Here is a 19,915-nt window from a genome sequence, read left to right on the forward strand (position 1 = left end):
CCGCGAGACTATCGGCCGCGGCTCTGCCGTGGCGGGTGAGGACCGGAAGTCGCGCCGCGGGGCGGGACCGTCCCCGACCCCGGCGCCGCCTCGGTCTCCGACCCGTTCCCACCGACACGGGGCTGCGCCGGCGGCTCGCGCCGCGTCCCGGCTCGGGGCGTCCCCTCGGCCGTGCCGGCCGGCGCCGGCAGCCCGGGCGCGGGCGCCTTCGCCGCCCCGGCGACCCGGCAGGTGTCGCGGCCGCTGGCTTTCGCCACGTACAGGGCTTCATCAGCGGCATTGAGCACCTCCTGGCCGGTGCCGCCGTGGTGGGGGTGGACAGCGACACCAATAGAGACGGTCACCGGCACCAGGGTCGGGGCAGCCAACCCGTCGATGGTGATCGGGGTGTCCCGTACCGCCGCACCGAGCCGTTCCGCGACGATGGTCGCACCCGTGGCGTCGGTCTCCGGTAGCAGCACCACGAACTCCTCTCCTCCCAGTCGGAAGGCAAGGTCGACCTCGCGGATCTCGCCGCGGATCCGCCGGGCGAACTCAACCAGCACCCGGTCCCCGGCGGCGTGGCCGTGGGTGTCGTTGACGTGTTTGAAGCGGTCCAGGTCGAGGGCGAGGACGCTGAGCATTCGGCCGAACCGGGTGGCCCGTTCCACCTCACGGCGAAGCGACTGGCGCAGGTAGCGGTAGTTCCAGAGACCGGTGAGCGGATCGGTCAGCGACAGTCGCCGGGTCTCCTCGTGCACCCGGACGTTGTCCACCGCCACCGCGGCGTGCCCGGCGAAGGTGCGCAGCGTGACCAGGTCGTCGTCGTCGAACTCCTCCCCGCCGAGCCGGTCGTAGAGGGCGAGCACGCCGAACGTCGCCGGCGCCGCACCGTCCGGCGGGCCACCCGCGCGGGGGGATGGGCCGCCATCCCGCGGAGCACCATCAGCCCGCGGAGCCGCGAAGGGCACCGCGATGTACGTCCGACAAGGGGGCTCCCCCGGCGGCGCCACGGATGGCTCCACCCGGCCGCGGCGTGCCTCTCCGCTGACCGTAACCGCGCCCACCAGGTCGCCCAGCGGCACCCGGATCGGCCCCGGCCCACCGGCCGGCGCCTCGAGCCCTTCGGTCGCCTGCGCGACCAGCAGCCCCGCCGAATCGACGAGGAGTACCGCCCCCGCTCGGGCGCCGGTCGCCGCGATCGCGCTGTGCAGAATGACCCGCAGGATCCGCTGCAGATCATGGGTACTGGCCAGGGTGTCCCCCAGTACCTCCAGGTGTCCCCGCAGCTGGTCCCGGCTGCTGGTCAGCGCGGCGACGTAGGTGCCGGTCTCCCGGGTCATCCGGTTGAACGCCGCGGCCAGCCGCCCGATCTCGTCCCGACCGCGCACCGGCACCCGCGCGGTCAGATCACCCCGCGCCACCCGGTCCACCGCCCCCGCCAGTTCGACCAGGGGTCGGCTGGCGGCCCGGGCCAGCCGCCCGGCGACAACGACCACCAACAGCACGGTCAACAGCACGGCGGCGGCCAGAGCGACGTACAGACTGGAGGGCTGGTCGCTCGGAACGGAGAGCACCAACGACAGTGGCTGCCCGTCGGACGGACCGACCCGCCGCATGTACCGACCGTCGTTGGTGCCCACCACCTGCTCCCCGTCCAATTCACCGGTAGCCCCGAGCACCGCCTCGCGCGCTCCCGCCGACTCGGTGGTGCGCTGGAACCGGCCGGCCGGGTGGTCCGCGCCGTCGAGCAGGGTGACCGCTGCCCCGGTGAGCACCGCCAGCCGCGCCACGAATGCAGGGTTGACCGGCTGCACCGCGGTGACCGCGCCCTGCGCGACCCCGGTGGCGCCCCGTAGTTCCACCCGAACGGCCAGGGCGCCGGGCGGAGCTTCGGCCGGGGTACGAGCCGCGCAGTCCCACCAGGGCGCGGCGGGCAGCGGCGCGGTGGCATGGAGCACCTGCCCCTCACCATCGGTGACCCGCACGGCGGCGGCGAGACCCCGATCGACCACCTGCCCCACGGCGACCGCCCGATCGGCGGCGAGGGCCACCACCTCCGCGGCGGCCCGCAGCTGCTGGCAGAGCACGTTGACCGCGGTTCGGACGGCGGTCGTGGCAACCGCGAGCCGGTCGGCGGACCGACTTCGATCGATGCTGTTCACCGCCGACCCCACGAAGTACGCCCCGACCAGCACCGGGCCGAGCACCACCGTGAGGAGGACTGCGGTTAAGCGTGCCCGTAGTGTCACTCGGTCCCCCCGGGACTTCGCCGGCCGATGCCTGCGATGCTGACACAGAGTCACTCCCGGGTGAGCCCTGCGTCAGGAGTGTTGCGTGCCAGATTTTTCTGATCGGGCGGAACTGACCCGCGACGCGAAGTTTGCGGCGCGAACCAGACTGCTCGCCCACCGTCGGCGGCTCGGCGACGCCGAGCGCGCCGCCGCCGCCCGGCAGGTCCAGGCTGGCCTGGTCGCCCTGGTGCGCCGACTGCGCCCGCGCCGGGTGACCGCGTACGTGCCGGTCGCCACCGAACCCGGAGGCCCGGATCTACCGGCGGTGCTGCACGCCGCGCTGCCGGAGGGAGCCGAACTGCTGCTGCCGGTGCTCCGGGCCGACCTCGACCTGGACTGGGCGCCATGGACCGGACCCGACGACCTGGCAGCCGCCGGGCGGGGGATGCGGGAGCCGACCGCGCCCTCACTGGGGCGGGCCGCGGTCACGACGGCCGACCTGGTGGTGCTGCCGGCGCTGGCGGTGGACCGGCGGGGGGTGCGCCTGGGGCGGGGTGGCGGCTCGTACGACCGGGCGCTCGCCCGGGTCCCGACGACCACCCTGACCGTGGTGCCGCTGCACGATGGTGAGCTGGTGCACACGCTACCGGTGGAGCCGCATGACCGTCCGGTCCACGCTGTGGTCACCCCGGCTGACGGCCTGCGTACGCTGGACGATGCCCTACCGCGCTGAACCCGCGGTGGTGTCGCGCCCCACACGTCCGCTGGACGAATCCGGGGCGATGACGCACCATTGGCACTCGAATATCTTGAGTGCCAACCGACAGTGCCAGTTCCGGAGGAGAACGTGCCCACGTACCAGTACGCCTGCACCGCGTGCGGCCACCAGCTCGAGGCGGTGCAGTCCTTCACCGACGAGCCGCTGACCGAGTGCCCGACCTGTGCGGGGCGGTTGCGGAAACTGTTCAACTCGGTCGGCATCGTGTTCAAGGGGTCGGGCTTCTACCGCACCGACTCCCGCACCGACTCCGGCTCGGGTGGCGCGGCCAGCAAGCCCGCCGCCGCGAGCAACGAGTCCGGCTCGTCGAGCGACTCGACCTCGAAGGACTCGACCTCGAAGGACTCGACCTCGAGCGGATCGGCCTCGAACGGCTCCGCGGCGGGCGGCGCAACCTCCTCGAAGAGCACGGGCACCGCTGCCAACTCCGGCGGCAAGAAGACCCCCGCCGCCAGCGGCACCAGTTGAGCGTGGGGCGGGGTGGCCCCGCCCCACCCCGCGGCTTCCGGCACGTCGATCACGGGCAGCACCCGGTCGGGAAACGGTCCTTCAGCGGAACCATCAACACGCCGGGGTTGTCCGTAGTCGCTCGGGGTTCAGCCCGATGGCAGGAAGCGGACCGACCGGGTCAGAGGTTCACGTCGACCGTGGCGGCGCCGATCACGATCCGATGGTCGGAACAGTAGCCGTCACACACGGTGGAGATGGAGAGCGAGTCACCGGGGTACGACCCGGCAGCGCGATTCTCTCGTACGAAGATGAAGTCATTTTGCGACCCAACCCGCACGGGCCACCGTTGTCGACGGTGACCTCGCCGTACCCGGCACAACGGGTATCCGTGTCGTCCAGCTCCCGATAGCTGCCATAGTTGGCGGAGTTGTACGGAGTGTTCGGACTGGACGAGTACCACTTGTCCAACCGCGCGTAGTCGGGCTGATTGTTGAGATCGCCAGCGAGAATGACGGTCACCCCAAGCGCGTACCCGAACCGAGTATCAGCGCAAGTGGGACCAAGATGGCGGTGATCAGGCTCCTGACGAACAACCCGTTCTCCCGCCAGAGCCGACAGTGGGAAACTATTCGCATACGCGACAAGCCGGGGTGGCAATCAACCCCGGCTTCGCCACGCGACGGTTTGGGCAGGGTGCGGCGACGACAGAGCCGGCCAGGCCCGCGTACTCAGTCCCAGTGCGGCGGGCGTTGCTCGAGCAGCCAGGCGTCGTTACCGCCGGTGGCTTCCCCCCACCCCTGGTCGGTGTCGTCACCGGCCCGCTTTGGCAGCATCGAGTAGCCGTCATCGCGCCGCTCGCTCGGCCGGTCCTCGGCACGCACCCCGGATCTCCCCGGCTCCTGGTGGTTCACGAGCACCAACCCTAGCCCAGCCGGCCGAGGGGAGAACGAGATCACGATGCGCGTCGACGACCGGACGGTGGCGCGGACCAGCCGTTGGTAGCGTCAGCGGACGTGACGACTCCCGGCAGCTCCGCGGACGACTACTGGCGATCCCCCGGCGTCGGTGCTCCGCGTGCGGAGCCTGACCCGGCCGGTGCTCCGCCCGGCGAGCCCGACCCGGCCGGTGCTCCGCCCGGCGAGCCCGACCCGGCCGGTGCTCCGCCCGGCGAGCCCGACCCGCCGCCGACGGCTCCGCCCGGCGGATACACCGGCCCGCCGCCGACCATCCCGCCGCCGGCCGACTGGCATCCGCCGCTCCACGTCCAGCCGCCACCACCACGACAGCTCCCCGGACAGGACCTGACGGCGCTGGACCGGGCCGAGCAGCGAGCGCAGCACTTGACCTGGACCGTCGGCGCGGTCGTCGTCGTGATCCTGTTGGCGCTCAGCTGTGCGTTCTGCGTCCGGCTGGTGCGCTGAGGGTCAGAGGGTGTTCCCCCAGACCGCCTCGGCGCCGGTATGTCCGGTGAGCGAGACGTAGATGAGACTGACCACGGCGAGCGCGACCACCACCACTGACAGCACGCGAATCACCCAGGGCGGCGTCTTCGGCGCACGGGGGTGACCGCTGGTCACCACGAGCAGCACGATCGCGGCGACAGCCAACGCCAGTACGTATCGGAAGGTCAGGGCGCCGTACCGAGAGTGCTCAGCGATCTGGTCGACGATCGGCCCCTGTATCCCGCGGGCGGTGAAGAGGTCGTTCAGCTCCTCGCCGGACTGCACCGCGACCCAGGCGGTGGCCGGCGCCGTCACCGCCAGCAGGACGAGTGCCCAGTCGATCCGGGGCCGGAAGCGCGGCAACGCGACATAGGCGATCGCCACCAGCGCGAGCAGTGGCACGAAGACGACCACAGCGTGCACCACAAGCACGTGGGCGGGCAGCCCCATGAACTCCTTGAACATGGACACCTCCGGGTGAGTGCCGGCACGGGACGGCCAGCCTACGGTCACCTGACCCACCCACCTACGACCCGCGCCCGAGCTACACGCAGTCGTGATCCGTTCGGTTCGCCGCTCGGTTGTCGCTCTCGGTCGTCGCGTGCTGTCATTGGCGCATGTCCAGTAGTGAGGAGCTACTCCGGTCGAAGGGTCTGCGGGTAACCCGTCCCCGCCTCGCTGTCCTCGACGTGCTCGCCGCCGGGGGCCACCTGGAGGTGGACGAGATCGCCCGGCGGGTCCGAGAGCGCCTCAACTCGGTCTCCACCCAGGCGGTCTACGACGTGCTCGGCGCACTGTCCCGGGCCGGGCTGTCCCGCCGGATCGAGCCGGCCGGCAGCCCCGCCCGCTACGAGGCCCGCGTTGGCGACAATCACCACCACGTTGTCTGTCGGGGCTGCGGGGACATCGCCGACGTGGACTGCGCCGTCGGCGACGCTCCCTGCCTCGACCCGAACATCGCCCACGGTTTCGAGGTGGACGAGGCCGACGTGACCTTCTGGGGTCTCTGCCCCCGCTGCCAGGCCCGCCGCCGCGCCGACGATTGACCACCGACCCGGCTCCGCCGTTGCGCCGGGGACGACAACGCGCCGCCCTCCCGTGGGCGGTTGGGGCGTCGACCGTCACCCGTTGTCGGTCACCCGCTCCACCGCGGCCCACGGATCCTTCCCCGGCGTCTGCGCACCGGCCGGACAGTGCCGCCGGAAGTCACACCAGCCGCAGCGCGGCCCCGGAGCGGTGGGGAAGGCTTGCTCCGGGTCACCGCCGGCGGCGACCGAGCGCTCACCCGCAATGATGTCCCGGGCGGTCTCCTCAGCCCGGGACACCTGCCGCGCGAGTGACTCCGGGCTGTGCTCGTGCGCGGCGATGGTCCCGGTCGGCAGGTGGTGTAGCTCCACCCGGCGACACGGTTTGCGGAAGACCCGCTCCGCGGCGTACGCGTAGAGCGCCAGCGCCTGCGAGCCGCGGGCATCGTCGGTGTCCAGCCCAGCTCGGCCGGTCTTGTAGTCCACGATGGCGAGCTCCGCCCCCGCCGGCCCGACCCGGGAGTCAATCCGGTCGGCGCGGCCGTTGAACGCCAGTACCCCGGTTTTCACCGCGACCACCCGCTCCACCCCCAGCGGTTCGGTCTCCGGGTCAAGCGTCGCCACGTATGCCTCAAGCCAGCCCAGCGCCTTTCGGAACGCGGCTCGCTCCTGCTCGTGATCCCGGTAGCCGTCGCGCACCCAGGTGCCCTTGAGCAGCGTCGCCAGCGCCGCCGACCGTCGCCGGTCAACGGGGAGCGCATACCAGTTCTTCAACGCGGTGTGCAGGCTGGCCCCGAGTGAGTTGTGTGCCCAGGGCGGCCCCTTCTGCGGGGCGGGACGGTCCAAGTAGGTGTAGCGGTAGCGCCGTGGGCAGTCCGCGTAGGCGCCGAGTTTGCTGGGGGTGCAGACGAAGAGCCGCTCCGGCATGCCCTCGAAGCCGAGCTGTTCGGGCTCGGCGGCGCGGGGTCGCGGCGGGGTGGTGGAAGGTCGGCCAGCTCGTCGCACACCGCGATCCTGCCATCCGCCCCCGACAGAAGTCAGCCCGCGGTCGTGTACTGGGTGACGAAGGCGGCCACCGCGTCGGCGATCAACTGCACCGCGATCGCCGCCAGTAGCAGTCCGGCGATCCGGGTCAGCACCTCGATTCCACCCGGACGCAGGATCTTGACGATTCCGCCGGAGAAGCGAAGGACCACCCAGACGGCGAGCAACACGGCGACGATCGCGCCGGCGATCGCGGTGATGTCCTTCGCGCCATCGGCCTGCTGCATGAAGAGCATCGTGGCCACGATCGCACCGGGACCGGCGAGCAGCGGGGTGCCCAGCGGCACCAGCGCGATGTTCGAGGTGACCTGCTGGCTGGGGTCGTCCGCTTTACCGGTCAGCAGTTCCAGGGCGACCAGTACGAGCAGCAGGCCACCGGCGGCCTGCAGTGCGGGCAGGTCCACGTGCAGGTAGTCGAGCAGGGTCGAGCCCGCCACCGCGAAGATCGCGATCACCCCGAGCGCCAGCGCCACCGCCTGCCAGGCCGCCCGATGCCGGTCCCGGGCGGACAGCGGTCCGGTCAGCGCCAGAAAGATGGGCATCATGCCCGGCGGGTCGACGATCACGAGCAGGGTTACGAAGACCTCGCCGAAGAGCTTGATATCCACCGGATCAACCTAGCGGCGCCGGCGTGGACGTCACGTCGCCTCCCCCAGAAGGGACGCTGGTCACGCCGGCTCCGGCGTTGTCTCAGGCGCCGTCGTCGGCCTTCGCCTCGTCGGCTTCCTTGCCCAGCCGCGCCTCGACCGCCTGCGGCTCGTACATCTCCTCGACGACACGCAGGTAAAGCTCGTTCGGGTTGGGCAGATTCTTGATCTCGCGCAGCGCCTGTTCCTGACCGGCGGACTCGAGGACGAACGTGCCGTAGTTGAGCGCTCGCCCGGCTGGAGTCTGCTCGTATTTCATGTCGGTAACCCGAACCAACGGCATCATCGCCACCTGGCGGGTAATGATGCCGTTGACCACCATCACCCGCTTGTTGGTCAGGATGAACCGGTCGTACCACCAGTCAGCGACCCGCCACGCCACCCAACCCATCACGGCAAACCAGGCCAGCACGGCGACGGTGGTCAGCCCACCGACATCCCGGCCGGCGAGGAAGCCGGAGAGGTACCCCAGCACGAAGGTGGCCACCACGCCGATGAGCAGCGGGGTGACGAGGTGAACCCAGTGCCGCTTCCACTCACCCCGGTACCGCTCGGTGGGGAAGAGGTAACGGGCGACGAGGGAACTGGGCTCATCCTCCAACGGCAGGACCCGGCGCGGCGCCATGCCGGCCGCGTCCGCCCGCAGGCCGGCGATCTCGTCCTCGGAGATCTGCGGCGGCTGGTAGTCGCCCTCGGGGTCTGGAATCCAGCTCCGCCCCGACCTGCTGTCGTCGGCGAACCCGGGCCCCTCGCCCAACCTCGCCTCGTCGAACGGCCCGGGGCCCTGGAACGGGGGTGGACCGGATCCATAGCCGGATCCGTTCTCTGGTTCGATCCGGGGAATCGATTCCGTGTCGCGCTCCCGGCGCTCCCGGTCGGGGTCGTCGGGGTCGAAGGGGGGATCGGAGGGGCTACCCATCGTCGACTAGGCGACGATGTTGGTGACGAACTCGCCAAACCCCTGGGCGATGTCCACGAGACCGCCGCCAAGCGACTTGAAGACGTCCGCCGCGGAGTTCGGCCGGTAGGCCACGAAAAAGATCAAAAATGCGATACCGGCCCAGGTGAGGACCTTCTTGACCATGACGGGCCATCCTCTCGCGCGGGCGCCGGGTCCGATTACCGCAGCGACACTCAGAGTATCAGCGTGATGCCGTACAGTTATTTGACTGTGTCCGTTCTCCGACATTCCGAGGGACTTGTCAAGCCCATCGCAAGATCCGGAGGGGGTGCACCGTGCCTGAGCCCAAGGCGCGTCAACCTCGAGAGGTCGCGCTTGACGACCCACGAGCAACGCCCCGCACTCGCCGGCCAGGCTATCGCATGCAGCCACAATCCCCGAGCCTCACCGGCCGACGCGCTTCGATCCGTCGGTGATCTCACACGACACAGTGGAGGGGCGGCACCGCCTCAGGCCGGAGCTGGCCCGCCGTAGGACCGGATCCAGGCGTGCATCGCGATGCCACTGGCCACGCCGGCGTTGATCGAACGGGTCGAGCCGTACTGGGCAATCGAGAAGAGCTGGTCACAGGCGGCCCGAGCAGGTTCGGATAGACCCGGGCCCTCCTGACCAAAGAGCAGTACGCATCGCCGGGGCAGCGTGGCCGTCTCCAGCGGTTGACAACCCGGCAGGTTGTCGATGCCAACCACCGAAAGCCCGGCACCCGCCGCCCAGCCGACGAAGCCCTCGATCGTCTCGTGGTGCCGCACATGTTGGTAGCGGTCGGTCACCATCGCGCCGCGTCGATTCCACCGGCGGCGGCCAACAATATGGACCTCGGCGGCGAGGAACGCGTTGGCGTTGCGGACCACGGTGCCGATGTTCAGATCGTGCTGCCAGTTCTCGATCGCCACGTGGAAGTCGTGCCGCCGCTGGTCCAGGTCCGCGACGACCGCCTCCTGTCGCCAGTAGCGGTACCGGTCAACGACATTGCGTCGGTCACCGTGCGCCAGCAGGTCTGGGTCATAGTGCGGGTCGTCGGGCGGGGTGCCCTGCCACGGACCCACCCCGACCTCAAACTGCTCACCGGTCACGGGTCCTAGAGGGTACGGCCAGTCGGACGCGCCACTCAGCCCAGCCCCAGGGCATTCCCGAGCCGATCGAGGAACCGGCGGTCGCTGCGGGCAACCGGCCCGCCCCGGCTCGGCCCGGCCCGGCAGACCCGGGCGGCGACCGACTGCACCCACTGCCGGTAGGCGGCCGAGTCCGCTGGATCGGCCCGCCGCTCGAGCAGCCGGGCCACCGCACGGGCGACGGCGAGCAGTTCGGCGTCGTCGGCGAGCCGCCCCCTCGGCGCGCTCGCCGAACCGTCGTGCCGGGCGTAGATCGTGGCCACCACCGCGCGGACCAAATCGCTGTCGAAGGACCGACCGGCGGCAACGGCGTCGAGGCCGGCCAGCCCAGCGGCGACCCCCCGCACGGGTACCTGGGTGGCGGTAACGACGACGGTCCAGCTGGGCAGGCTGGAGAGCAGGTCCCACTCCGCGGCGGAGTAGGCAGCAGCGGTCAGCGGTACGGCGTGGCGGCCAGTGACGGGCGGCTCGCCGGCGACGGAGTGGCTCATCGGAACCTCCGGCGCCAGCATAAGCCCCGATTACCGATAAAAGAGCAACAAAACGAGGAGTACCGGATAAATCTGTAATAGCGCGAAGGATGGACCACGCCGGAAGCCTTCCGGAGCCTCCGGCGCGGCAACGCCGTCAGCGCGGCGTGGGGAAACTCGGCCGCTCCAGATCCACCCCGTCGGCGGCCGCGGCCTCGGCGTACGCCCTCTTCGGCACCATGACCTTGCGCCGGAACACACACACCAGCGTGCCGTCCTGGTTGTAGCCACGGGTCTCGACGGCGACCACGCCGCGGTCCGGCTTCGAGGAGGACTCCCGCTTGTCCAGGACCGTGGTCTCGCCGTAGATCGTGTCGCCGTGGAACGTCGGCGCGACATGGCGCAGGGATTCGATCTCCAGGTTCGCGATCGCCTTGCCGCTGACATCGGGCACCGACATGCCGAGCAGCAGGGAGTAGACGTAGTTGCCGACCACGACGTTGCGCTTGAACTGGCTCGCGGTCTCGGCGTAGTGCGCGTCCAGATGAAGCGGGTGGTGGTTCATCGTGAGCAGGCAGAAGAGATGGTCGTCGTACTCGGTGACCGTCTTGCCCGGCCAGTGCCGGTAGACCGCGTCAACCTCGAAATCCTCGTAGTAGCGGCCGAACTGCATCCTGGTCCCCCTTCGACGGGCGGTGATGAGTTCGGCACAGCATGCCTTACCGATCGTAAAGGTGGGCCAGGGGACGACGGTGGCCGGGAAAAGTCACACCAGTGCCAACCGAGGCCGGACGCAATGAGCGGCGGGGCCCTCCCCGGCACCCGCCGCCCACGCTCTGATGCGACAGATTCTGCCGCACGGCAACCACTTTCCAACAGAGACGGGGATCACAGTTTCCTTTTTGTTACATCACTCAGCGTAATCCACAGCCCTGCTGCAAGTGATCACGGTGAATCCGATAGCCCCTTGTCATGACTAAAGTTACCGACACGTACCCACAGTGCCGCCCACCCACCCTGAGAGCGCTCCCACTACCGATGGTAACGCAAATGCGACATGCACTTGCGTATTGCAGCACCCACTCGGCACCGATAGACATCGATGATGCGTGACCCCTCGCCGTAACCAACCCACGGCGGCGGCGTTTCGGCCATCAGGGCCCCGGGAATTCCCCGCGGCGTGCTCTGGTTCGACCAGAGGTAGCTGTTCCACGTGATCGGAGAGATTGAGATGGCAACCGTTGAGCTGACCACGGCGAACTTCGACGAGTTGACCGGTGGCGACGGAATCGTGCTGGTCGACTTCTGGGCCGACTGGTGTGGCCCCTGCAAGCGGTTCGCCCCGGTGTACAAGCGCTCCTCGGAGAAGCACCCAGACATCGTCTTCGGCAAGGTCGACACCGAGGCACAGCAGGAGCTGGGCGCAAAGTTCGACATCCGCTCCATCCCGACGATCATGGCGATCCGCGACGGGGTCATCGTCTTCGCCCAGCCCGGCGCGCTGCCCGAGTCGGCCCTCGAGAACCTGATCGAGCAGGTCGAGGCGCTGGACATGGACGACGTCCGCAAGAAGCTCGCCGAGCACCCCCACTGACCCACCCCGGGCCGGGCCGGCACACCCCACAACGCTTGCCCACCTGTTCGTACCTGTGTTCGAATACCGGTCATGCGCTGGGACAACCTCGCCGCCGATCCGAGCACGATCGGCCTCGACGGGTCAGCGCCAGCGGCGCCACCCCTGCCGCTGGCGCTCACCGGCGCCACCGTCCGCAGCTTTCCCACGCCCGACTTCGCCGGCATGACCTTCTATGAAATCCAGGCAAAGTCGATCATCAACCGAGTCCCCAGCACCTCCCGGGTCCCCTTCGAGTGGACCATCAACCCGTATCGGGGTTGCAGCCACGCGTGCGTGTACTGCTTCGCCCGCAACACGCACACCTACCTCGGCCTCGACGCCGGTGCCGACTTCGACCGCAGAGTGATCGTCAAAACCAATGCCGGCGAGTTGCTCCGCCGAGAACTGGCAGCACCCAGCTGGCGGGGCGGGCAGATCGCGATGGGCACCAACGTGGACTGCTACCAGCGAGCAGAGGGGCGCTACCAACTCCTACCGGGGATCATCAGCGCGCTACGGGATTTCGCCAACCCCTTCTCGATCCTCACCAAGGGCACCCTCATCCTGCGTGACCTTCCCCTGCTCCGCCAGGCCGCCCAGGTGACCCGGGTCAACCTGGCCTGCTCGCTGGGCTTCGTGGACGAACGGCTCTGGCGGGCGGTCGAGCCGGGCACGCCGAGCCCGGGTCGCCGGCTACACGTGGTCCGCCAACTCACCGAAGCCGGCTTCGCCGTCGAGGTGCTGATGGCACCGATCCTGCCCGGCCTCAGTGACGACGACGAGTCCATCGAAGCGACCGTGGCGGCGATCGTCGATGCCGGGGCCACCGGCGTGACCCCGATCGCGCTGCACCTGCGCGCCGGCGCCCGGGACTGGTATGCCCGCTGGCTCGGTCGCGCCTTTCCGCACCTGGTCCCCCGCTACCGTGAGCTGTACGGGGCCGGTGCGTACTCCCCGCAGTCGTACCAGCGGGAGCTGACCGCCCGGGTCCGGATCGCGGCCCGCCGGCACGGCCTCCATCCCGGCGCTCCCCGGGACGCCCCGCGGCCCCCCGACCGGCCGCACGCCGAGCAGCTCAGCCTGCTCTAGCCGCCCCCACCGGATCCCCCGACTCTCCGCCCCACCAGATCCCGACGGGGACGTTAGAGTCGATGGATGCGCGGACCCCAGCAGATCCTCGCCGAAGCCACCGTGATCGCTGTTGTCGGCGCGTCCCGGGATCCGCGAAAATTCGCGCACACCGTGCCGCTACAGCTGCAACAACACGGCTGGCGGATCATCCCGGTCAACCCGGCCGTGGACGAGTTGTTCGGCGAGCGCGCCCACCCGTCCCTCGCCGACATCCCGCACCCGGTCGACCTGGTGAACGTGTTCCGGCCGGCCGACGACGCGGTGCAGGTCGTCCGCTCGGCCGTCGCAATCGGCGCACCGGCGGTCTGGCTGCAACTCGGCATCGTCTCCCCAGCGGCCCGACGGATCGCCGCCGACGCTGGCATCGACTACGTCGAGGACCGTTGCCTCGGCGTCGAACGCGCCGCCGCCGGCCTGAGCCGCCGGGGCTGACCGGACGCGTCAGAGCCGGTACTCCCGGAGCAGACCACGAGAGATGATGGTCTTCTGGATCTCCGAGGTGCCCTCCCCGATGAGCAGGAACGGGGCCTCCCGCATCAGACGCTCGATCTCGTACTCCTTGGAGTAGCCGTAGCCACCGTGGATCCGGAACGCCTCCTGGACCACCTCCGCGCAGTACTCGGAGGCGAGTAGCTTGGCCATGCCGGCCTCGACATCGTTGCGCTGACCGGCGTCCTTGAGCCGGGCGGCGTTGACCATCAACGCGTGCGCGGCCTCGATCTTCGTCCCCATCTCGGCCAGCTTGAACGCGATGGCCTGGTGTTTGGCGAGCGGCTGGCCGAAGGTGCGACGCTGCTGCGCGTACGCGGCGGCCAGCTCGAAGGCGCGGATCGAGATGCCGCAGGCCCGGGCCGCCACGTTCACCCGGCCCACCTCGATCCCGTCCATCATCTGGTAGAAACCGCGACCGACCTGTTCCACTCCGCCGAGCACCGCGGACTCGGGGACAGTCACGCCGTCGAGAACCATCTCGGTGGTCTCGACCCCCTTGTAGCCCATCTTGTCGATCTTGCCGGGGATGGTGAGGCCCGGAGCGGTCTCCCCAAAGCCCGGCTCCTTCTCCAGCAGGAAGGTGCTCATGTTCCCGTACACCGAATCGGCGCCGGTGTCGGTCTTGACCAGGGTGGCGACCACCGACGCATACGCCCCGTTGGTCAGCCACATCTTCTGGCCGTTGAGGACGTAGTCCGCGCCGTCCCGGACCGCCCGCGAGGTGATCGCCGAGACATCGGAGCCGCACTCCGGCTCGGACATCGAGAAGGCCCCACGTACCTCGCCGGTGGCCATCTTCGGCAGCAACCGAGCCCGCTGGTCGACCGAGCCGTGCTGAGAGATCAGGTACGCCACGATGAAGTGGGTGTTAACGATGCCAGAGATCGACATCCAGCCCCGGGACAGCTCCTCCACCACCAACACGTAGGTCAGCAGCGACTCGCCCAGACCGCCGTACTCCTCGCCGATGGTCAGGCCGAACAGCCCCATCTCACGCATCCCGTCCAGGATGTCGGCCGGGTACTCGTCGGCGTGCTCCAACCGCTGCGCGTGCGGGATGATCTCCTTGTTCGCGAACTCCCGGACGGTTTCCAGAATCGACTGTTGCACGTCGGTCAGGCCGGGTGTCTGGGCGAGTCGAGCCATATCCGCCTCCGGGTCGTTGTGCTACTCGGGGGTAACCAGATGCCCGGCCAGTATCGGCGGCGCGGGCGGTGCCGCCAAGGTGACCGGTCCCCCCAACCGCTGTGAAAAGTTTCACCAGCCGGGGTAGCGTCCGGCCATAGGGACCTCGGCAGGAGGAGAAAACCGTGAGCCAGCCACCGTCGCCCGATCCACCGGATCCCGACCGGCCCGCGTCCCCCTGGGAACAGCCCGCCGCCGGCCCGGAGCCGCCCCCTTCACACCGAACAGACCCGAACCAGCCGCCGGAGCACGGTGCGGCGCAGGGCGGCCAGCCCCAGTGGGGGCAGCAGCAGTGGGAACAACAGCAACAATGGGAACAGCAGCAACAACCGTGGGCGCAACAGCCACAGTGGGGGCAGCAGCACCAGCTCTATGATTCGCCCAGAAGCTCGGCGACGAACGTCCTGGCCGTGCTCTGCCTGGTCTTCGCCTTCGTCTTCGCACCCGCTGGCATCGTCCTCGGCCACCTGGCCCGCCGACAGCTGCGCACCAGCGGCGAGTCCGGTGGCCAACTCGCCACCGCGGGCCTGATCCTCAGCTACATCTTCACCGCGCTCGGCCTGTTGGCCTGCTGCGGTTGGGCGGTCCTGGCCGCCGTCGGCGGCAACGACAGCGGCACGTACTGAATCGAAGCGCCCTGGCCCGTGGCGTGGTGACCGGGTGTTGAGCGCCGTCGGGTCAGCGAAACTGCGCCTCGCGCACGCTGTTGCCGCCGTCCACGACCAGCATCTGACCGGTGATGTAGGAGGCGGCCGGCGAGCAGAGAAACGCGATGGACGCCGCCACCTCGTCCGGCGTGCCCGGCCGGCCCACCGGCGTCCCCAGGCCTTGTTTGAGCTCGGCCACCGTTGATGCGGCGGTGTGGATGGTCCCCGGGGCCACCGCGTTGACGGTCACCCCGTCCGCAATCATCTCCATCGCCAACGCCCGGGTCAGCCCGACGACTCCGGCCTTGGCCGCCGCGTAGGCGGCCTCCGTTGGCAAGGCATTGACCGGGCCGGCGGTCGCCGCCAGGCTCACGATCCGGCCCCAACCCCGCTCGGCCATCCCGCCGATGAACGCCCGGCTGCACAGGAAGGCCGTGGTCAGGTTGCGATCGATCTCACCGCGCCACTCCTCGTAGCTGAGCTGGGCGACCGGCCGCAGCACCTCCGGGCTCGCCCGACTCGCCAAGCCGGCGTTGTTGACCAACACCTCCACCTCACCGAGCTGCTCGGTGACCGCATCTGCCAACGCACCGACCTCCGACTCGTCGGTGAGGTCAGCCACGAACCCGGTGACCCCCAGTTCGCCGGCCCGCTCGTGGATGCGGCGAGTGGTGGAGACGATGGCGACCCGCGCGCCCAGGTCGGCGAGGCGACGCGCGGTCGCGTACCCGATACCGTCCGGGCTGCCGGCTCCGGTCACCAACGCCACCCGCCCGTCCAGCCGCATGGTGACCAGCTCCGGCAGGGGTACCTGCTCGTCCTGCCCGCCGGGCCCGGCCAGACTGCCGCCCGTCGCCCGGCTGCGGCGGGCCACACCGCGCCGACTCGCGTCTCGTTTCGGTCGGCTCCCGGCACTCGCGTCAATCGCCATGCCAGAATCCTGCCTGTTTGCCCCGGCCCGAGCAACGCGGCGCGGTGGCAGTGCCCCGAATTTCATTCGGCTGACTACGCTGGCGGCTCACCATTACCCAAACGGAGAGCAGAACCAGACCATGACCTACCCCCCCTCCTCCGGCGACTGGCAGGACCCCACCAGACCACTTGGCGGGTTGCCGGACGACAGTCAGCAGCCCGGGCAGCAGTCCGCTCCTTCCGCCTCGGTAGGCGACCAACCCGGGCTCGGGCAGCCAGCCGGGGGCGTTCCCTACCCCCCGACCGACCCGTACCCGGGCGCCTACCCGCCGGCCGGCTACCCGGCGGGCGCCAACCCACCGGGGGCGTACCCACCGGGGGCGTACCCGACGGGCGCCAACCCACCGGGGGCGTACCCGACGGGCGCGTACCCGGGCTACGGCTACCCCCAGCCGCAGACGAACAGTATGGCCATCGTCGCCCTGGTGTTGTCGCTGTTCGGGCTGATGTCCTGCATCACCGCGCCGGTCGGGGCAGTCCTCGGCCACATCGCGCAGAAGCAGATCCGGGAAACCGGCGAGCGCGGCGAGGGTATGGCGAAGGCCGCGATCATCGTCGGCTGGATCCTGACCGGCTTGGTAGCGCTCCTGATCGTCTTCTACGTGGTGGCGTTCGTCATTATCGCCACCGAATCCGCGAGCACCGTCTGAGCCAACCGGCCGCAGCGGGCCGCCCCGGGAAACCGGGGCCAGGCCCGGCGGGCCGGAATCGGCTGACCGCCCCGACCGCCGGCCGGCTACTGCGCGGGCGGGGTGAAGGAAGAGGTACGAACCATCCCGGCCGCTCGGCCCTTCGCCGCGATTACCAACGCCATCTTGCGCGACGCCTCGTCAATCATCTCGTCGCCGAGCATCACCGCACCGAGCTTGCCGCCAGCCTCGGAGGTGTAGTGCTGGTAGGCGTCGAGGATCAGCTCGGCGTGGTCGTAGTCGTCCTGGGCTGGGGAGTAGACCTCGTTTGCGGCCTCCAACTGGCCCGGGTGCAGCACCCACTTCCCGTCGAAGCCGAGCGCGGCCGACCGCTTGGCCACGTCGCGGAACCCATCAACGTCCCGGATCTGCAGGAACGGGCCGTCGATCGCCTGCTTGTCATGCATCCGGGCAGCCATCAGAATGCGCATCAGAATGTAGTGGTAGGGATCGCCCGGGTAGTCCGGAATCAGCGCCCCGACCGCCAACGACTTCATATTGATCGACGCCATGAAGTCAGCAGGGCCGAAGATGATGGCCTCCACCCGGGGCGACGCCGCGGCGATCGCATCGACGTTCACCAGGCCAGCCGCGTTCTCGATCTGCGTCTCGATCCCGATCCGCCCGACCTGGAGGCCGAGGGTCTTCTCCACCTGGGTGAGGGTGAGGTCCAGCCACCGCACCTGGCCGGCGTCCTGCACCTTCGGGAGCATGATGCAGTCCAGGTTGGCGCCGGCGCCCTCGACCACATCGATGACGTCCCGGTAGGTCCATGGGGTGGTCAGGTCGTTCACCCGGACCACCCGGGTCTTGCCGGTCCAGTCGCCCTCGTTGAGGGCGGCGACGATGTTCTTCCGCGCGTCCGGCTTCGCGAGCGGGGCGACCGCGTCCTCCAGATCAAGGAAGACCTGGTCGGCGGGGAGGCCCTGCGCCTTCCCCAACATCTTGAGGCTGGAACCCGGTACCGCGAGGCAGGACCGACGGGGGCGACCGACTGCGGTCATAAAGCGCTCCTTCCAGCGTCCGGCGACAGGCCGGCGCCACCTCAACCATGCAGACGTATGTGGACTTGGCGACCCAAACAGGCGGCTTGACGAAGCCAAAGTAATGGGGAGGTCACGGTAACCTCGTGCCGTGACTGGGGTGAACGAACCTGTGGAAGATCTCACTGGGCGTCGACTGGTGGTGGTGACCGGAGCCAGCTCCGGCATCGGCCTCGCCGCCGCCGTTGACCTGGCCTGCCGCGGCGACCGGGTGGTACTCGTCGGACGCGACTCGGCCCGCCTCCACGCCGCCGCCGAGCAGGTCCGGGAGGCGGCTGGCGAACTGCCGGCGGTGTTCCGCGCGGACTTCGCCGTCCTCGACAACGTCCGTGCCCTGGCAGAGCAGCTGCGCGCCGCGTACGACCGGATCGACGTGCTGGCCAACAACGCTGGGGGGATCGTGCTCGCGCCGACCACCACCGTTGATGGCTACGAGCTGTCGATGCAGACCAACCATCTCGCACCGTTCCTGTTGACCAATCTCCTGCGGGATCGACTCGGCCGGGTCGTGGTGACCGCCTCCGGCGCCCACCGCAGCGGTTCGCTCAACCCGAACGATCTCAACCAGCCGCTGCGCCGGTACCGCGCGATGAGCGCCTACGGCACCAGCAAACAGGCGAATATCCTGTTCACCACGGAGGCAGCCCGACGCTGGCCGGACCTGCCGACGTACTGCTTCCACCCAGGCGTGGTGCGGACCCGGTTCGGCGGTGACAGCCGGTTGATCACCTTCGCCATGCGCCTGATGCCGGCCCGCCGTGCGGAGAAGGGGGCCGAGACCCTGGTCTGGCTCGCCAACCAGGCTCCGGAACGGCTCCACAGCGGCGGGTACTACCAGGATCTACGGCTTCGCCAACCAGCCCAGAAGGCAACTGATCCGGAATCCGCCGCCCAGCTCTGGGAAACCAGCGCGAAGGCGGTCGGCATCGACGGGAGCCAGGGGTCCGGGGAGGGTCAGGCGCGCTGACCCCGCGCGCTGCTGTGGATCACCACCGCGACGCCCACCAGCAGCAACGCCAGGCCCGGCAACGCCAGCGGCGGTGGCAGCTGGCCCAGCCAGGCCCAGCCGAGCAGCGCCGCACCCGGAGCCTCCAACAGAATCAGCAGACTGACCGTGGTGGCCGAGACCCGGCGCAGCGCGTAGGTGAACATCGAATGACCAAGCAGTTGGGCACCGACCACCAGGGCCAGCACCGCGAGCCAGGTACGGGTGTCGAAGCCGGACAGCCGCACCCCACCGATCCAACAGACCACGAGCAGGACCAGAGCGCAGACGCTATAGCAGACGGTGGTGTACGTGATGGTACTGACCGTTCGACGGACCTGCTCCCCCAGGGCGGTGTAGACCGCGGCGAACATTCCGCCGAGGATCGCGAGCAGATCACCGAGGAAGGCCGGCCCGGAGAGCGCGAAGTCGGCTCCGGTGGCCAGTGCCGCGCCGGCGACCGCCACGCCGACGCCGACCCACACCGCCCTCGGCAGTCGCCGCCCCTGGGCCTGCGCGATCAGCCCCTGCCAGACGGGTTGGGTGGCGACCAGTGCGGTGGCCGCCGCCACCGTGGTGAGTTTGACGCTCGGCATCCAGGTGGCGAAGTGCGCGGCGAGCGCTAACCCGGAGAAGACGCAGTATCGACCGGCGCGTCGTCCGGCCGGAGCGGCCAACGCCCGCAGCTCGGCCCGCCGCAGGAGCAGAGTGGCCGGACCGAGCACGGCGGTCGAGAGCAGGTTGCGCCAGAAGGCGACCGCCAGGGCCGGTGCGGCGGCGAAGGCGACCAGCGGCGCGGAGGACGACACGGCGAGCACGGCGAGGACGAGCGCGCCGCCGGTCAACGGCTCCGACGGCAGCCGGTACGGCAGGGCGGGCACAAAGAGCAATAGTCCCACGTATCCGAAGCCGGTTCGATCAGCCTTCGATCACGATCGTCCGCGACGCACCGCCGACCCTTCAGCGCCGAGGGCCTCCTGCCCAGGTTCCGGGCGGTGCTCTTGTTCGGCACGC

General features: G+C 69.8%; 25 protein-coding genes and 2 pseudogenes. 10 read left to right on the top strand and 17 right to left on the bottom strand.

Features of this window, described 5'->3' with window-relative positions; all coding sequences use genetic code 11:
- Positions 1-8: 8 nt before the first annotated feature.
- The gene (locus SALPAC3_RS0110745) at positions 9-2,192 is read right to left on the bottom strand and encodes a GGDEF domain-containing protein (protein WP_033774842.1); all 2,184 of its coding nucleotides are present in this window, start codon (positions 2,190-2,192) and stop codon (positions 9-11) included.
- Between the two features lie 124 nt (positions 2,193-2,316).
- Between SALPAC3_RS0110745 and SALPAC3_RS0110750 the strand changes: the two genes are divergently transcribed.
- Positions 2,317-2,946, top strand: coding sequence for a 5-formyltetrahydrofolate cyclo-ligase (locus SALPAC3_RS0110750; protein ID WP_018221248.1), 630 nt, complete (start codon positions 2,317-2,319; stop codon positions 2,944-2,946).
- Between the two features lie 114 nt (positions 2,947-3,060).
- Positions 3,061-3,201, top strand: a pseudogene (locus tag SALPAC3_RS29065) (FmdB family zinc ribbon protein); the annotation flags it as partial.
- A gap of 14 nt (positions 3,202-3,215) precedes the next feature.
- On the opposite strand, the gene SALPAC3_RS28705 reads toward SALPAC3_RS29065, so the two are convergent.
- The 3 genes and pseudogenes from SALPAC3_RS28705 to SALPAC3_RS0110765 form a co-directional block, all read right to left on the bottom strand.
- On the bottom strand, positions 3,216-3,521 hold the full coding sequence (locus SALPAC3_RS28705; protein ID WP_018221249.1) for a hypothetical protein: 306 nt from the start codon (positions 3,519-3,521) through the stop codon (positions 3,216-3,218).
- A 98-nt stretch (positions 3,522-3,619) separates the two neighbouring features.
- Positions 3,620-3,969: pseudogene (locus SALPAC3_RS25630) on the bottom strand (endonuclease/exonuclease/phosphatase family protein); the annotation flags it as partial.
- Positions 3,970-4,169: 200 nt separating this feature from the next.
- Positions 4,170-4,352, bottom strand: coding sequence for a hypothetical protein (locus SALPAC3_RS0110765; RefSeq protein ID WP_026185443.1), 183 nt, complete (start codon positions 4,350-4,352; stop codon positions 4,170-4,172).
- A 102-nt stretch (positions 4,353-4,454) separates the two neighbouring features.
- On the opposite strand from SALPAC3_RS0110765, the gene SALPAC3_RS0110770 reads away from it, so the two are divergent.
- Positions 4,455-4,862 (top strand): hypothetical protein, encoded by a 408-nt coding sequence (locus SALPAC3_RS0110770; RefSeq protein ID WP_018221252.1) that lies wholly within the window; start codon positions 4,455-4,457, stop codon positions 4,860-4,862.
- A gap of 3 nt (positions 4,863-4,865) precedes the next feature.
- Here SALPAC3_RS0110770 and SALPAC3_RS0110775 read toward each other — a convergent pair whose 3' ends face one another.
- Positions 4,866-5,348: a DUF2231 domain-containing protein gene (locus SALPAC3_RS0110775; protein ID WP_018221253.1), complete on the bottom strand. Its 483-nt coding sequence runs from the start codon at positions 5,346-5,348 to the stop codon at positions 4,866-4,868.
- 152 nt (positions 5,349-5,500) lie between these two features.
- Here SALPAC3_RS0110775 and SALPAC3_RS0110780 point away from each other — a divergent pair, with 152 nt between their 5' ends.
- Complete coding sequence (locus SALPAC3_RS0110780) at positions 5,501-5,929, top strand: Fur family transcriptional regulator (RefSeq protein WP_018221254.1); 429 nt, start codon at positions 5,501-5,503, stop codon at positions 5,927-5,929.
- Positions 5,930-6,004: 75 nt separating this feature from the next.
- Here SALPAC3_RS0110780 and SALPAC3_RS0110785 read toward each other — a convergent pair whose 3' ends face one another.
- The 8 genes from SALPAC3_RS0110785 to SALPAC3_RS0110815 form a co-directional block, all read right to left on the bottom strand.
- Positions 6,005-6,913: a RecB family exonuclease gene (locus tag SALPAC3_RS0110785; RefSeq protein WP_018221255.1), complete on the bottom strand. Its 909-nt coding sequence runs from the start codon at positions 6,911-6,913 to the stop codon at positions 6,005-6,007.
- Between the two features lie 32 nt (positions 6,914-6,945).
- Positions 6,946-7,560 (bottom strand): MarC family protein, encoded by a 615-nt coding sequence (locus SALPAC3_RS0110790; protein ID WP_018221256.1) that lies wholly within the window; start codon positions 7,558-7,560, stop codon positions 6,946-6,948.
- Between the two features lie 82 nt (positions 7,561-7,642).
- Positions 7,643-8,518 (bottom strand): PH domain-containing protein, encoded by an 876-nt coding sequence (locus tag SALPAC3_RS0110795; RefSeq protein WP_018221257.1) that lies wholly within the window; start codon positions 8,516-8,518, stop codon positions 7,643-7,645.
- Between the two features lie 6 nt (positions 8,519-8,524).
- Positions 8,525-8,683, bottom strand: a complete 159-nt coding sequence (locus SALPAC3_RS28325; RefSeq protein WP_018218449.1) for a hypothetical protein — start codon at positions 8,681-8,683, stop codon at positions 8,525-8,527.
- A 77-nt stretch (positions 8,684-8,760) separates the two neighbouring features.
- On the bottom strand, positions 8,761-8,991 hold the full coding sequence (locus SALPAC3_RS29185) for a hypothetical protein (protein ID WP_332308191.1): 231 nt from the start codon (positions 8,989-8,991) through the stop codon (positions 8,761-8,763).
- Positions 8,992-9,009: 18 nt separating this feature from the next.
- Complete coding sequence (locus tag SALPAC3_RS0110805) at positions 9,010-9,633, bottom strand: TrmH family RNA methyltransferase (RefSeq protein ID WP_018221258.1); 624 nt, start codon at positions 9,631-9,633, stop codon at positions 9,010-9,012.
- A gap of 35 nt (positions 9,634-9,668) precedes the next feature.
- Positions 9,669-10,184, bottom strand: a complete 516-nt coding sequence (locus tag SALPAC3_RS0110810; protein WP_018221259.1) for a hypothetical protein — start codon at positions 10,182-10,184, stop codon at positions 9,669-9,671.
- A 115-nt stretch (positions 10,185-10,299) separates the two neighbouring features.
- The gene (locus tag SALPAC3_RS0110815; RefSeq protein ID WP_018221260.1) at positions 10,300-10,815 is read right to left on the bottom strand and encodes a MaoC family dehydratase; all 516 of its coding nucleotides are present in this window, start codon (positions 10,813-10,815) and stop codon (positions 10,300-10,302) included.
- Positions 10,816-11,373: 558 nt separating this feature from the next.
- Here SALPAC3_RS0110815 and trxA point away from each other — a divergent pair.
- From trxA to SALPAC3_RS0110830, 3 genes are all read left to right on the top strand, one after another.
- Positions 11,374-11,736, top strand: a complete 363-nt coding sequence (trxA, locus tag SALPAC3_RS0110820; protein ID WP_026185445.1) for a thioredoxin — start codon at positions 11,374-11,376, stop codon at positions 11,734-11,736.
- 72 nt (positions 11,737-11,808) lie between these two features.
- Entirely contained in the window at positions 11,809-12,846 is a 1,038-nt protein-coding gene (locus tag SALPAC3_RS0110825; RefSeq protein ID WP_018221262.1) for an Rv2578c family radical SAM protein, read from the top strand.
- Between the two features lie 66 nt (positions 12,847-12,912).
- Complete coding sequence (locus SALPAC3_RS0110830) at positions 12,913-13,320, top strand: CoA-binding protein (RefSeq protein WP_018221263.1); 408 nt, start codon at positions 12,913-12,915, stop codon at positions 13,318-13,320.
- Between the two features lie 9 nt (positions 13,321-13,329).
- Here the strand turns inward: SALPAC3_RS0110830 and SALPAC3_RS0110835 are convergent, their stop codons facing one another.
- Positions 13,330-14,526, bottom strand: a complete 1,197-nt coding sequence (locus tag SALPAC3_RS0110835; protein ID WP_018221264.1) for an acyl-CoA dehydrogenase family protein — start codon at positions 14,524-14,526, stop codon at positions 13,330-13,332.
- A gap of 164 nt (positions 14,527-14,690) precedes the next feature.
- Here SALPAC3_RS0110835 and SALPAC3_RS26950 point away from each other — a divergent pair, with 164 nt between their 5' ends.
- The gene (locus SALPAC3_RS26950) at positions 14,691-15,191 is read left to right on the top strand and encodes a DUF4190 domain-containing protein (RefSeq protein WP_026185446.1); all 501 of its coding nucleotides are present in this window, start codon (positions 14,691-14,693) and stop codon (positions 15,189-15,191) included.
- Between the two features lie 52 nt (positions 15,192-15,243).
- Here SALPAC3_RS26950 and SALPAC3_RS0110845 read toward each other — a convergent pair whose 3' ends face one another.
- Positions 15,244-16,143: an SDR family NAD(P)-dependent oxidoreductase gene (locus tag SALPAC3_RS0110845; protein WP_018221267.1), complete on the bottom strand. Its 900-nt coding sequence runs from the start codon at positions 16,141-16,143 to the stop codon at positions 15,244-15,246.
- A 121-nt stretch (positions 16,144-16,264) separates the two neighbouring features.
- On the opposite strand from SALPAC3_RS0110845, the gene SALPAC3_RS0110850 reads away from it, so the two are divergent.
- The gene (locus SALPAC3_RS0110850; RefSeq protein ID WP_018221268.1) at positions 16,265-16,834 is read left to right on the top strand and encodes a DUF4190 domain-containing protein; all 570 of its coding nucleotides are present in this window, start codon (positions 16,265-16,267) and stop codon (positions 16,832-16,834) included.
- Between the two features lie 86 nt (positions 16,835-16,920).
- On the opposite strand, the gene SALPAC3_RS0110855 is transcribed toward SALPAC3_RS0110850, so the two are convergent.
- Entirely contained in the window at positions 16,921-17,877 is a 957-nt protein-coding gene (locus SALPAC3_RS0110855; protein WP_018221269.1) for an HpcH/HpaI aldolase/citrate lyase family protein, read from the bottom strand.
- Positions 17,878-18,028: 151 nt separating this feature from the next.
- On the opposite strand from SALPAC3_RS0110855, the gene SALPAC3_RS0110860 reads away from it, so the two are divergent.
- The gene (locus SALPAC3_RS0110860; RefSeq protein WP_026185447.1) at positions 18,029-18,883 is read left to right on the top strand and encodes an SDR family NAD(P)-dependent oxidoreductase; all 855 of its coding nucleotides are present in this window, start codon (positions 18,029-18,031) and stop codon (positions 18,881-18,883) included.
- On the opposite strand, the gene SALPAC3_RS0110865 is transcribed toward SALPAC3_RS0110860, so the two are convergent.
- Entirely contained in the window at positions 18,871-19,782 is a 912-nt protein-coding gene (locus SALPAC3_RS0110865; RefSeq protein WP_018221271.1) for a DMT family transporter, read from the bottom strand. The two genes, SALPAC3_RS0110860 and SALPAC3_RS0110865, sit on opposite strands and share 13 nt — an antisense overlap.
- Positions 19,783-19,915 lie beyond the last annotated feature (133 nt).

The organism is Salinispora pacifica DSM 45544 (assembly GCF_000378845.1).
GTDB classification, from domain to species: domain Bacteria; phylum Actinomycetota; class Actinomycetes; order Mycobacteriales; family Micromonosporaceae; genus Micromonospora; species Micromonospora pacifica.